General features: G+C 37.2%; 12 protein-coding genes, 5 pseudogenes and 1 riboswitch. Of the genes and pseudogenes, 9 read left to right on the forward strand and 8 right to left on the reverse strand.

Going from position 1 to position 13,172, the window contains the following annotated elements:
- Complete coding sequence (locus AZF08_RS17800; RefSeq protein WP_033674130.1) at nucleotides 1-594, reverse strand: xanthine phosphoribosyltransferase; 594 nt, start codon at nucleotides 592-594, stop codon at nucleotides 1-3.
- 106 nt (nucleotides 595-700) lie between these two features.
- Nucleotides 701-802: riboswitch (purine riboswitch) on the reverse strand.
- A gap of 124 nt (nucleotides 803-926) precedes the next feature.
- Nucleotides 927-1,673, reverse strand: coding sequence for a type I methionyl aminopeptidase (locus AZF08_RS17805; protein ID WP_033674131.1), 747 nt, complete (start codon nucleotides 1,671-1,673; stop codon nucleotides 927-929).
- Nucleotides 1,674-1,933: 260 nt separating this feature from the next.
- Here AZF08_RS17805 and AZF08_RS30020 point away from each other — a divergent pair, with 260 nt between their 5' ends.
- The 3 genes and pseudogenes from AZF08_RS30020 to AZF08_RS28915 form a co-directional block, all read left to right on the forward strand.
- On the forward strand, nucleotides 1,934-2,080 hold the full coding sequence (locus AZF08_RS30020) for a cytochrome c oxidase subunit 2A (RefSeq protein WP_153019549.1): 147 nt from the start codon (nucleotides 1,934-1,936) through the stop codon (nucleotides 2,078-2,080).
- A 29-nt stretch (nucleotides 2,081-2,109) separates the two neighbouring features.
- Entirely contained in the window at nucleotides 2,110-2,583 is a 474-nt protein-coding gene (locus AZF08_RS17810) for a cytochrome c oxidase subunit II (protein WP_033674132.1), read from the forward strand.
- Nucleotides 2,580-2,945, forward strand: a pseudogene (locus AZF08_RS28915) (cbb3-type cytochrome c oxidase subunit I); the annotation flags it as partial. The gene AZF08_RS17810 and the pseudogene AZF08_RS28915, both read left to right, overlap by 4 nt.
- On the opposite strand, the pseudogene AZF08_RS17815 reads toward AZF08_RS28915, so the two are convergent.
- The 4 genes and pseudogenes from AZF08_RS17815 to AZF08_RS17830 form a co-directional block, all read right to left on the reverse strand.
- Nucleotides 2,927-3,376: pseudogene (locus AZF08_RS17815) on the reverse strand (GNAT family N-acetyltransferase); the annotation flags it as partial. The pseudogenes AZF08_RS28915 and AZF08_RS17815 overlap by 19 nt on opposite strands.
- 135 nt (nucleotides 3,377-3,511) lie before the next feature.
- On the reverse strand, nucleotides 3,512-5,029 hold the full coding sequence (locus AZF08_RS17820) for a carboxypeptidase M32 (protein WP_033674133.1): 1,518 nt from the start codon (nucleotides 5,027-5,029) through the stop codon (nucleotides 3,512-3,514).
- 206 nt (nucleotides 5,030-5,235) lie between these two features.
- Nucleotides 5,236-5,622 (reverse strand): hypothetical protein, encoded by a 387-nt coding sequence (locus tag AZF08_RS17825; RefSeq protein ID WP_033674134.1) that lies wholly within the window; start codon nucleotides 5,620-5,622, stop codon nucleotides 5,236-5,238.
- A gap of 15 nt (nucleotides 5,623-5,637) precedes the next feature.
- The gene (locus AZF08_RS17830) at nucleotides 5,638-6,465 is read right to left on the reverse strand and encodes a hypothetical protein (RefSeq protein ID WP_033674135.1); all 828 of its coding nucleotides are present in this window, start codon (nucleotides 6,463-6,465) and stop codon (nucleotides 5,638-5,640) included.
- A 930-nt stretch (nucleotides 6,466-7,395) separates the two neighbouring features.
- Between AZF08_RS17830 and AZF08_RS17835 the strand changes: the two genes are divergently transcribed.
- From AZF08_RS17835 to AZF08_RS17845, 4 genes and pseudogenes are all read left to right on the forward strand, one after another.
- Nucleotides 7,396-7,731 (forward strand): PadR family transcriptional regulator, encoded by a 336-nt coding sequence (locus AZF08_RS17835; RefSeq protein WP_063177329.1) that lies wholly within the window; start codon nucleotides 7,396-7,398, stop codon nucleotides 7,729-7,731.
- 256 nt (nucleotides 7,732-7,987) lie between these two features.
- Nucleotides 7,988-8,329: a DUF1048 domain-containing protein gene (locus tag AZF08_RS17840; RefSeq protein WP_063177330.1), complete on the forward strand. Its 342-nt coding sequence runs from the start codon at nucleotides 7,988-7,990 to the stop codon at nucleotides 8,327-8,329.
- A 170-nt stretch (nucleotides 8,330-8,499) separates the two neighbouring features.
- A pseudogene (locus tag AZF08_RS28925) lies at nucleotides 8,500-8,643 on the forward strand (ATP-binding cassette domain-containing protein); the annotation flags it as partial.
- A gap of 289 nt (nucleotides 8,644-8,932) precedes the next feature.
- Entirely contained in the window at nucleotides 8,933-10,162 is a 1,230-nt protein-coding gene (locus AZF08_RS17845) for a serine hydrolase domain-containing protein (RefSeq protein ID WP_033674139.1), read from the forward strand.
- A 463-nt stretch (nucleotides 10,163-10,625) separates the two neighbouring features.
- Here AZF08_RS17845 and AZF08_RS17850 read toward each other — a convergent pair.
- Nucleotides 10,626-11,117: pseudogene (locus AZF08_RS17850) on the reverse strand (transposase); the annotation flags it as partial.
- Entirely contained in the window at nucleotides 11,108-11,332 is a 225-nt protein-coding gene (locus tag AZF08_RS17855; protein WP_051725706.1) for a hypothetical protein, read from the reverse strand. The gene AZF08_RS17855 and the pseudogene AZF08_RS17850, both read right to left, overlap by 10 nt.
- A 253-nt stretch (nucleotides 11,333-11,585) precedes the next feature.
- Between AZF08_RS17855 and AZF08_RS28935 the strand changes: the two are divergent.
- Nucleotides 11,586-11,720: pseudogene (locus AZF08_RS28935) on the forward strand (recombinase family protein); the annotation flags it as partial.
- Nucleotides 11,721-12,407: 687 nt separating this feature from the next.
- On the forward strand, nucleotides 12,408-13,172 hold a 765-nt coding region (locus AZF08_RS17865; RefSeq protein ID WP_235604065.1), incomplete at its 3' end, for a serine hydrolase domain-containing protein.

Consider the following 13,172-nt stretch of genomic DNA (forward strand, 5'->3'; position numbering starts at 1 on the left):
CTATTTCACCTCCGCAGTCGCTTGCTGAACAAATGTAACAGTATCGTTATCAAGTGATGCAATTTCTGCTAGTGATTCTACACGAATACCACTCTCACGCAGTTTCTTTCCTCCATCTTGAAATGCTTTTTCAATTACAATACCAATGCCTGCAATACTTGCTCCAGCTTGCTCCACTAAACTTATTAAGCCTAAAGCAGCCTGACCGTTTGCTAAAAAGTCATCAATAATTAAAACACGGTCGTTTTCATCAATATGATTTCTAGATAATGAAATCTCATTCGTTTCTTGTTTTGTAAATGAGTATACTTTCGCAACATACATATTATCTTGTAACGTTAACGATTTACGCTTTCTTGCAAAGATTACTTTCACACCAAGTTCTAACGCAGCCATAACCGCTGGTGCAATTCCTGAAGATTCAATCGTCACGATTTTTGTAATATTCTCTTCTTTAAAACGCTGTGCAAATTCTTTTCCGATTTCTTGCATAAGTACTGGATCAATTTGATGATTTAAAAATGCATCTACCTTTAATACATCACCAGATAAAACCTTACCTTCGTTTAAAATCTTTTCTTGTAATACTTTCATGTTTGTTCCCCCTCTTATGCAAATAAAAAACTCCAAAAGCAGCCACCACTCGTTACAAGTGAGAGACGTGCTTTTGGAGCTTCGCAAAAAAGAATGCTAAACCAGCAATATATTCGTCCTCACTCATAGTCAAAGTATTTACGGTACTTCGGTAGAAACTTGCAGGCCATATCCCCGCGATTATATGAGTGTAGCTAACCTATTTATTTATAGGAGGATTATAACGCACTTTTTTTATTTTGAAAAGTATTTCTAGAAAAAACACGTACAAATTTTACAAAAACATCATTTTCGTTCGAGTTTTGATAACTCTTACATTTTGTATTTCCTCGTTAAATAGTCGTCAGAATAACCGGTCCATCCTTTGTAATTGCTACCGTATGCTCATACTGTGCTGATAGCTTCCCATCCATTGTCCTTGCAGTCCAGCCATTTAAATCTATTTTTGAATATCTCATACCTACACTTACAATCGGCTCAATTGTTATTACCATTCCTTCTTGTAACTTTGGTCCTTGACCTGATTTTCCAAAGTGAAAGATTGCTGGCTCTTCATGGATTACCTTACCAATTCCATGACCAGTAAAATCCCTTGCGACAGAAAACCCCTCCGAAGCTACATAACTCTCAATCGCATGCCCAATATCTCCAACATAATTTCCCGTTACCGCTTGCTCAAGCCCTTTATATAAAGCATTTTCCGTTACTAGTAATAACTTTTCTGCCTCTTTAGAAATATCTCCTACTTTATAACTCCATGCAGAGTCAGCAAGAGCACCATTTAAATTCACTACCATATCAATCGTAACAATATCTCCTTCTTTTAAAGCTTTATCAGTTGGAAATCCATGACACATTTCGTCGTTCACAGATGCACATATTGCATATGGATAATCATTGTATCCTTTTTGTTCAGGCGTTGCACCATGCTTGTCTAAATATATTTCAACAAATGTATCAATTTCCAACGTAGTAATACCTGGTTGTATCATTTTTTTAATTTCTTGATGACAAGAGGCTAACAATTTACCAGCTTCACGCATCAAATCTATTTCTCGTTTCGTTTTTATCGTAATCATGAAATCGCTCCTCGTTTATATCCAAATACAATCATACACATCTCTCTCGAAAATTTCAAAACAGCACTCATTTCACATTTTCTTCACAATTTCACACTCCAAAACTTATAATAAGTCGTGATTTTACAATTTCTCATCATAGACATAGTTTTTATTGTATTAATGAACACTTTTTGAAAGCATATTCGGACGTAATTAAATTATCTAAATTTTTTGTATTATAAAATTGTAAGATTTCATTTATCCAAGGAGGGTTAACCATGGGGGAACATAAATTACATCAACAAGAAACCGAACGCGATCAAAAAAGTTCATTAAAAGGAACTTTAATCTCCGTTTTCTTTGTTGGATTTTTCATTATTTTCACTTGGTTTAGTGTCTATCAAATTTTTGTTAATCGGCTATAATATATTGTTTTGAAAAAGGGGATGGGGATATGCACTTACATAAATACGAAAGAATCTGGCTTATTTTCGGCGTTGGTTCACTCTTCGTATTTTTAGCTGTTTTAGGAATCAGTGCCTTTTATATGGGAAACAAACCACCGAGTTGCTTAACGACCATTGATCCAGAAAAGGTCCATGCAACAGCACCATTTGATCACCCTGGTGTCAAGAAAGTTGGTAAAGATCATTATCAAGTGACCATCGTTTCACAAGCATTTTCTTTTACACCAAATATAATTAAAGTACCAAAAGGTGCAAAAGTAGATTTTGTCGTTGCAACAAAAGATGTTGTACATGGTTTTGAAATCGCAGGGACAAACGTCAATATGATGGTTGAACCTGGATATGTAAGCACAGCTTCACAAGTTTTTCAAAAATCTGGGGATTATTTAATTGTCTGTAATGAATATTGTGGTACTGGCCATCATATGATGAGCACGAAAGTAGAGGTGACTGAAAAATGATTGCACTGCAAGATAAAATAAGTAAACGAGATGCAAAATTAGCAATGGCTCATATTCACATCGCATTTATCGCCCTATTTTTAGGTGGTTTATGTGGATTACTACAAGTTCTCGTTCGCTCAGGGAAATTCAATTTACCTGCTGGTATTGGCTACTATCAAGTTTTGACAACACATGGTGTATTACTTGGGCTCGTATTGACAACTTTCTTTATTATTGGTTTCTTATTTGCTTGTATGAGCAAAACAACTGGTGTCCTATCAAAAGGTGTCCGAAGAACAGGCTGGATTGGCTTTTGGCTTATGACAATCGGAACAACAATCACTGCTATATTTATCCTATTCAAAAACTCAAAACAACTACCATTTGTCTCTTGAACAAACGTACCAACCACTTCAAACCCTACTTTTTTATAAACTTTTATTGCCCTTTCATTAAATGTTGCCACTGATAACGTTATATACTTAGGTTAATATGTTTCTTTACAAAAACCTAAGCCAGCCTTTATAAAATTCAATCCAAGGCCATTTCCTGTCATATCCGGTTTCATCCCCAGACCAATATCAACTGTATGAATATCTATTTTATTAAAACTAAAAAAGCCAAATACTTCACTATTCTCACAAACAACAAATGTATTTTCTCCGCGCATTTTAGAATCTAAAAACTCGGCTAAATCTTCTTCATCAGCTTCCATATTATAAAAAGAATATTCCCCTTCATAATGCCAATTATATGCAATATCTTCCGCTTGTTCCTGCCTCATCAATTCGAAAGTATAAATCTTTCTCATCTCCTTTACGCTATTATATTTGTCACATCATGGATTATAATTGGTACGCCATAATGATAAAAAAGGACGAATAAATGAATTTTCGTCCTTTTTTATCATCTTTTTGGAATTTCATGTGAATGATTTTATTTTTTCTTATAGTCCATAGATTTCTTTATATTTCGCCTCTAAATAATCAGCTAAATAATTCGCATTTAGTCCTTCACCTGTTACATCTTCTAAAATTTGTAATGGTTTTTTCGTTTTACCATATTGGTGAATATTTTTTGTTAACCATTCACGAATTGGTATCACATTCCCTTCTTCTAATAACGCATCAAAGTTTGGAATTTCTTCTAACATCTTATGTTTAAATTGCGCTGCATACATATAGCCAAGTGCATAAGATGGGAAGTAGCCAAACGATCCATCTGACCAATGTACATCTTGCAGTACACCCTGCGCATCCGTTTCTGGACGTATACCTAAATAACTCTCCATTTTATCATTCCACGCTGTTGGCAAATCTTTTACTTCCAATGTTCCATCAAATAATTCTTTCTCCAGTTCATAACGGACCATAACATGAAGAGGATATGTAAGTTCGTCTGCCTCAATACGTATAAAGGAAGACTTCGATTCATTAATAGCATCGTAAAATTCATCTACAGATACATTTTCAAATTGCCCATCACTAAATTGTTTCAATACATCATAATTTTTCTTCCAAAATGATTTATTACGTCCAATAAAGTTTTCAAAGAATAGCGATTGCGACTCGTGAATTCCCATTGATGTACCTTCACAAAGTGGCGTTCCTTCTAATTCCTCTGAAATATTTTGCTCATAAACAGCATGTCCACATTCGTGAATTGTTCCGAAAACTGCCATACGAAAATCATTCTCGTCATAGCGAGTCGTAATGCGAACATCTCCTCTGTTTAATGTAATTTCAAAAGGATGTATGGTTTCATCTAGACGGCCAGCCTCAAAATTATAATTTAATTGTTTTAGTAACTCTAAAGTAAAATTCTTTTGTTTTTCTTTTGAAAAATGTTCAAATAACACATTTGTTTTTAATTCTTTATTTGATTCGGCAATATCTTTTACCAGCGGAACAATACGCTCACGTAATTGTCCAAATACATGGTCTAATACTTCTACCGTAATACCTGGCTCATACATGTCTAAAAGCGTATTATATTTATAAGTCTCATAACCCCAATATGTAATAAATTTCTTCTTATATTCAACAATTTTTTCTAAGTATGGTCGGAACATTTCAAAATCAGATTGTTCACGTGCTTCTCCCCACACACTTTCCGATTTTGCTTGTAATTTGACATACTCTTCATACTCGGCTTGTGGAATTTTTTTATTTCGATCATACTCTTTACGGCACTCTTCCACAATTTTCTTCGTTGTTTCAGAAATTTTATTATCTGCAATTAGCTGTTCTAATTCATTTAAATACTTTTCCATTTCTTCAGACGTTGATAGTGCGAATACTTCTGATGAGAGCATTCCTATTACTTCAGAGCGCTGATCCACACCTTTCTTTGGAGCTCCTGTTCGTAAATCCCAAAACATAAGACTTAATGCTTCACCATAATTATCTATTTTTTTCACATGCGCTAAAAATTCTTTTTCTATTTCATATGTAGTAATTGTCATATCACATATAACCTCCTTTTTCTACCTCAACTTTATTTCGACATAAAGATATAAATTCCTTTTCTAATAAAAAAACTTGGCAAATTGAAGTGAATACAAATAGTGGGACATGAACAAAACACCTCCTTAATTCACATACTAAAAAATGCGAATTAAGTCGTGGTGTTTTGATGTGCGTCCCGTTTTAAGGGTTCACTTCAAGTTATTTATAAAGGTTTTTTTTCTTCCCATATATCTTCAATTTCATTCTTTGGAATCCATTTTTTATATAACCCTCGTTCCCAAGGTACTTCTGAAGGAGAAAAACCTACTTCTTTTGCGATTGAAGAGCTAGCTCCACCTAATAACACTCGATCCCCTTCCATCTCCCAGATTTGAAAAGTATGCCTCTTATACTTGGCATACTGTTCTATATAATAAACTTCATCTAATTCATCCCGCATAACAAAATTTTGATAATTTCCTTTTTCATTTAATTCAAAATCATCTGGAGCCAGTGACTGTTCTCTAACAAACAATTTGTATATTTTATTATCCTTCGTAATATATTCGTATTCCTGTCCTCTATATACAGCCCGTTTCCCTCTTCTCATATTATTTCTCCTAACCTATTTAATCACACTAATAAATTTTTTACCCTCTTCACTATATACAGCTATCAATTTTTCTCCATTTTTATTGATTTCATAAAGTTCTGCACTCTCATGTAAATCCAATTTATCTTTATTTATAAATTCAGGTATGACATAGTTCTTACTTTTTGTAAAACCATTACCGGTAAATGGTTCTTTTTGTTCTACATCCATAAAATCTATACTTGTATCACCGTTTAACATTTTAGTTGCTTCTTCCTTATTTTGACCACCGAATGGAATTTTGAAATTATCTGGGACTGTAGCTTTATATCGTATTGCCAATGCTGAACTTGAAGTTAAGTACTCATTCGGCCACTCCGGTGTACCTTCATAATCCAATCTTAAACCTTCAACTATTTTATCATAATTATTTAGGGTTTTCGTATCTGACACTTTGGCAACAAAACCACCAATTTTAATTTGCTCACCGTTAGGAGGTTCTTTAAATAACCATTCTTTTGCGCTTGGTGGCAATACTTTTTGCATCATTGTATCTTTCGTTATTGTAGGGACACTTCTTCGTATTTTTTTAATCTTTTCTACTTCTTCAGAAGCAAGACTATTTATTGGTTTGAGCCGAACTTCATTGAAACTAGCAAAACTTAAATGAGCATCTTTCAACACATTTTCAATTGTTGAATTAAATGCTTCTGTTTCATTTCTATTTTCGACTGTAACTGAAACTGTTTTGTTCTCCTCTGGCTTTTGATAAGATTGATTTACCTTTTCGCTTCCACAAGCGGACATGATTAATACCGATGCTAATACTCCTACAAGGCCCCATTTTCTCTTTTTAAACATATTATCCCCCTTTTTTCTCAACCCAAATTTATCAACTTTTTCCCGATTGCTTTCGCTATTTTAAAAGAAACTAATGAAATAGGAAAAATCCCCTCTAACGATTAAGCTAAGTGTAGCTTCACTCATTTACCTGCTTTATTAACTACATAACGTTCAATCTCTCCTTTCGCGGGATAGATTCAAACAAATAAATCTTACATATATTTATAGGTATGGGCGTTAAGTTTGTCACTTGATAAATAACGTATTAGACGAAATTTTTTCTTTATTCGAAAGTAAACTTTTGTATATTAGTTTACTTTCATTCTCTTGATTTTACTGGGTTTATTACAATTCATTCATATTTTATAAAATCACTAATAAAAGTATACTTTCAAAACATGATAAATAAAGAAGAAGAAACACCCCTGAACAAAAAAGAAAAAGCTAGATTCATGCTAGGCTTTTTTATATAATTTTCGAAATCGGAAGTTGTTTATAAATGATCAGTTCTTATATTTTATAATAGTGCCGTTTGTATCTTTAAATTCTAAAACAGTCGTAATAAGAATAAACATTTACTTTTCTGCTGAGATTATTAAGAACATAGGTCTACGAAGTTCTTCTTTCATTTCGGAAATACTCTTTAACATTTCTTCGGAAGGAAGCTGTATCCAATGGGGATAGCTGGTTTTAAAAATATTTAGAAAATCCAGTTGACAACCGGTCTACTATGTATTACGATATACTTGTAATATGTTACACTGAATAGTGAGGTTGCAAAAATATTTTTAAGAAAAATATTTGACCACCTCTTCTACTTAGTGATACAATGTACATGTGATAAGTAATACTGAATAGCATGATTTCCCAAAAGCTATTCAGTAAAAATTTCCCTTAGTACTAAGTTATACTGAATATAGGTCAGACAAAATAGAGGAGGCTCTGAACATGGAAAATTTAACTGAAATGCTGAAGGGTTCGCTGGAAGGCTGCGTGCTGGAAATCATCAGTCGCCATGAAACCTATGGCTACGAGATTACCCGCCGCCTGAACGAGCTTGGGTTTACCGAAGTCGTGGAAGGGACGGTCTACACCATCCTCGTGCGATTAGAAAAGAAAAAACTAGTGAACATAGAAAAGAAACCGTCAGATATGGGGCCGCCCCGCAAGTTTTACTCACTTAATGAGGCTGGCCGCCAGGAACTTGAATTGTTTTGGAAAAAATGGGATTTTGTATCAGAAACCGTCAGATATGGGGCCGCCCCGCAAGTTTTACTCACTTAATGAGGCTGGCCGCCAGGAACTTGAATTGTTTTGGAAAAAATGGGATTTTGTATCATCAAAAATTACCGTCTTAAAGTCAATCTAGCTTCATAAGATATTCCGTCCTATATTTTTGGAGTGTCTTGTTCAGCTTTATAAAAAAGGAGGAAAAATAACATGTTGGAAATGTTCAAAAAAATGATTGGTGATAAAAAAGAATACAGGATGATGATGGCACGGGTTGAAGACAGCTTTATAAAAAAGGAGGAAAAATAACATGTTGGAAATGTTCAAAAAAATGATTGGTGATAAAAAAGAATACAGGATGATGATGGCACGGGTTGAAGACCTGCCAGAGGACTACCAGTTTGTATTTAAGAAAATTCAAAACTACATGTGGAATTTCTCAGCGGGCAACGGGATGGATATGCTGCACATGCAGTATGAATTAATCGAGTTGTTCGAAGCCGGTGCAGCGGAAGGCAGACAAGTGCTGGAAATCACTGGGGACGACGTGGCGTCCTTTGCCGACGAACTAGTAGCAAACGCTAATACCTATGTCGCCAAGTATCGTGAAGATTTGAATCAGAGTATCATGAAGCGATTGGGAAAAAAGTAAATTCAATAGATAATACCGACTGAATAGCTGGTTACAAATGTGAATTGCCACCTTCGCTATTCAGTTATATTTTTAACCTGGTAGTAAGTTATACAGATTATCAGTCAGACTAAATAGAAGAGTATAGGCAATCTAGCTCCGCAAGGCGCTTTTTATAAGGAGGAAAAAGTATGAGCAATGCAGCGATTTCTGTAACAGGGTTAAAAAAATCCTTTAAAGACAAGGAAGTCTTAAAGGGGGTGGATTTTGAGGTGCGGCGTGGCGAAATTTTCGCACTGCTGGGCTCAAATGGAGCGGGCAAGACAACGGTTGTAGAATAAACGTCTGATGAACACATGGCTCTATGCTAAGTGCAGGACATATCTCGATTCTGATAACCCAGAAAAGGAAGTGAGTCAGATTTTGATTGCCAATATTCATTTTCTTTGATGCATCAAATCCACCTTTTTGACAAAGGGCTTTCAAGCATGAATAACAAAAGAGAATTTGTAGTTTTAAAACAATAGGGCTGATAAAAAAGTAAAAAGAGGGAAACCAAATGAAAAAGATTACAACAGAAGATTTTCGTTCATCAGAAAATGGGAAAAAAAGGAGAGATTCATGATGGGACAAAGTAACAAAGGCTTTTCCGAAACAGGGCTGCGCAAAATGCGCAACGTACTGGCGCAGCATGTCGATTCTGGGAAGATTCCTGGGCTTGTCGCCCTAGTCAGCCGAAACGGTGAGACGCACGTCGAAGCGCTCGGTACAATGCGGCATGATGGTGGTGCACCGATGCGACGTGACACGATCTTCCGGCTTGCGTCCACTACCAAGCCGATCACGGTTTCTCCGGTAATGATCCTGCTCGACGAATGCAAACTGCATTTGGACGAGCCAGTAGACAAATGGTTGCCCGAACTCGCCAACCGGCAGGTGCTGAAACGCCCCGACGGTCCGCTGGACGACACCGTTCCGGCACGGCGTCCGATCACTGTACGAGACCTGTTGACCTCCACATTCGGACTTGGAGTGGATCTGACTTTGATGGGCTCCCCGATCCAAAATGCGATCTTCGAAAATGGATTATTCGACGCGCCAGGGATGGAGTTGCCAGAGCCCGATGAGTGGATGCGAAGCTTGGGCACACTCCCGCTGAGCTACCAGCCTGGAGAACGGTGGCAGTACCATGTCAGCCTCGAAGTGCTTGGCGTGCTCATTGCCAGGGTCACAGGTCAGACATTCGAGTCGTTCCTGCGTGAACGCATCCTCGATCCGCTGGGGATGAAGGACACCGGTTTCTACGTGCCCGAGAGTAAGATTGACCGTCTGCCACCCGCCTGTAACCCTGATCCGCAGACGGGAGAGTTCATCGTGTGGGACGAGGCCGCAGGCGGACGTTACAGCAAACCTCCAGCATTCCAAGCAGGCGGCGGTGGGCTGCTCTCGACCGTCGATGACTATCACGCGTATTTACAGATGCTGTTGAACCAAGGGATGCACGGGAACAAACGAATCCTGTCCCGACCCGCAGTCCAGCTGATGACCACCAACCGACTCACGCCAGAACAACAAGCATTCCGAGAGGACTTGGCTAAAAACAACGTCCATTTGTCGTTTGGCCAAGGGATACAAGGCGGCTGGGGCTTTGGGATGGCGGTGCGTACCTACCTCGGAGACTACGCGTCCATCGGACAGTTCGGCTGGGACGGCGGAACCGGTACCGCAGCTTACGCTGACCCGGACAAACAGCTCACCGGAATTCTGTTCACCCAAGTTGGGATGTCCACTCCGGATTCAGCGCATGTTATCCAAGACTTCTGGACCACGGTCTATCAAGCAATTGAAGATTGAAGATTGAAGACTGAAACCGAGCCCGCGGTTCGTCGTTCGTTTAAAAAAGGCTGGTGAATTTCATCGACCTTATTGGGGCGGAATCAGGACGTGACGCGGAGTTGGTTGGACGGAGTGGAAGCGGGCAGGGGCATGGCCGCAAGTCCTTTGCCCAGCAGGGATATAACGAGGTCATCAATAATTTAATTACATCTACATTACGGGTGGTGTCAGCTTCGCTGGTACTACCCCCAATAGGGGCTTAGCTTAACAAGCCAAATTAAAAAGTCGGTTCCTAATGAAGTGAAGTGACCCCATAAAGTTAGACAGGTTATTTCATTAGGCAACCTTTTGGGCATGAGTCCGGTATTGTACGAGGGCACTGAAAAACTTGCGTTTTTTATAAATAAATTCATTATAGAGAAAAATAAGGCGCTTTTTGTTCAATTTTGAACAGGAAACGCCCTATTTTTTTGTCTATTTATTACTCTTTTTCATTCAGAAGCTTCAAGATTCTTTTTAGATTGACAGCGAATATCGTCGTTGCTCCCTGAATTTGTATGCCAAATAAACCCGCAGCCGATGCTTGATCGTACCCGTGTTTATTTTTTAACTCACTATTTTTTGCTTCGATTTTATAGCGTTCTCGAGCTAAGCGTTTAAATTCTTCTGTTTCTTGAAAAGCTTGTTGGTCTAAATGTTCCTCTGATTTAATGGCAACAGAATAGGTTTTATTTTTTGCGCCTTCTTTAAAACATCCTTCTCGGAGTGGACAGACCTTACATTTTTCAACGTCAAAAAAATAAACCATTCTTGCACTTGCTCCTGGATGTGAATCTGGTTTTTTACTTTTTCTTTTTGCTAAATGTCCTGCTGGACATACAAATAAACCTGCATCTTTATTAAAGTCAAATCCTTTTCCGTTTGCTCGCCCATTTTGAGTAATCATTGGATTTAACTTAGAAATCAATTGTAAGAAACCACTTCATTATTAAACAAATCATAAATAACAGATAAAAAAATTGTTTTTCCATCCCAAATTAAATGAGTGATATCTGTTACCCATTTTTGATTTGGTTGGGCAGTACTGAAGTTTCTTTTTAATATATTGGGTACAATTACATTCGACTTAGCATAAGCGTAATTACGTTTCTTTTTACGAATAACGGCTTGTAATTTCATTTCTTTCATTAACCTATAAATCCTTTTATTATAAGGATTTGATAGTGCCAAAAGGTACACCTTTAAGAACTACATAAATCCACAAAAAAAGTAGCGGTCCAGAATATCAAAAATATATTTTATGAACGTTCAAAAATAAGAAATACCTTTAGGTATATGTTTACATTTTTCATGAAAAACAAATCGTTTGTAAAGGTGGGTTTGATTAATTTTTAAACGTTTATTTTTAATGAATACCTTTATAAACGAAAGTGGTATAATTATGGTAACAAATATAAGGGGAATACCAAAAGTGGCTAATATTTATGGATATATACGTGTAAGTACAAAAGATCAAAATGAACAACGACAATTACATAAGATGATGGAACGAGGGGTGGAAGCTCGACGTATTTTTGGAGTGTTTCATGCAGCACAATGTCATTTGTGTTGTATCGCAAGAAGAAAAATTACATTAGAAAAGAGCCGGAATTCACCTGTTAAGAGTAAACCGAATCTTTAATATTTAAAGGACGACAAAAAGAAACATAGAAGTGAAAAACCTCTGTGTTTCTTTTTGATTAATATATGTATTGGAAAATACTTTGAACTTTCGGGCACAGATGCTCCTTCTACCCTATTATAGAAGCTATTTTGAACGTAAGGAATTTGTAAGGAATAGGTAAGGAAAAAGAGATTTTCATTATGTATGATAAAAATATAAAGAGGCGTGAAAGGCGGAACAGATATGACCTATATATGAAAAACAAACCAGTAACAAGAGTGTTTCAAGGAAAAGAAGTAATTTCTGGGGTTAACATACATGTGGAAAAAGAGGGATTTACCGTTTGTTAGGACAGAATGGCGTTTGTAAAAATAATAATTATGAAGATGATTACAAATTCAATGTTGACCTTTTGTCATTGGTGGAGATGATAGCTGTGTGGTTAGTATAAAACAGCAAGCAACCACCTATACAATGTGAATAGAGGAGAGAAATGCCTTATGAAAACACGTAGTCAAATTACATTTGCAAGTCTGGCCCTTTTAATAGCTGGAAGTTCCCTGTTATACACAACGCCAACCTCAATTGTAAAAGCNCCTTATGAAAAYACGTAGTCAAATTACATTTGCAAGTCTGGCYCTTTTAATAGCTGGAAGTTCCCTGTTATACACAACGCCAACCTCAATTGTAAAAGCAGAGCCCACTCAAAATGTATCTAGTTCGTYACAMACAAGCACTGAGCGAGATCGTAATTCCGTCAAACAAGCAATGCGGGATACATTGCAATTTGGATTCCCGGGGATACTTACTAAAACTTCTGAGGGTGGAAAAACGTGGGGGTATGCCGCTGGGGTAGCGGATCTGAGCACCAAGAAACCAATGAAAACAGATTTTCGCTTTCGCATTGCCAGCGTGACGAAGACGTTCACCGCAACGGTTGTACTTCAATTAGCTGGAGAGAACCGCCTGAATCTAGACGACTCCATCGAAAAATGGTTGCCTGGTGTCATTCAAAGAAACGGATATGATGCTAAACAGATTACTATCCGGCAGATATTGAAYCATACAAGTGGTATCGCTGAATACTCAAGGTCAAAAGAMGCTGATTTTTTTACGRATACAAAAAAATCGTWTACSGCTGAAGARYTAGTGAAGATTGGACTTTCGATGCCCCCAGACTTTGCCCCAGGAAAGGGCTGGTCCTACTCAAACACAGGATACGTATTACTAGGTATCCTTATTGAAAAAGTAACCGGAAACAGYTATGCGGAAGAGATTGAAAATCGGATTATTGAACCGCTTGAATTGTCGAATACATTCCTACCTGGCAATTCAAGCGTTATTCCAGGCACCAAGCATGCCCGT

Source organism: Bacillus gaemokensis, from assembly GCF_001590835.1.
GTDB lineage: Bacteria > Bacillota > Bacilli > Bacillales > Bacillaceae_G > Bacillus_A > Bacillus_A gaemokensis.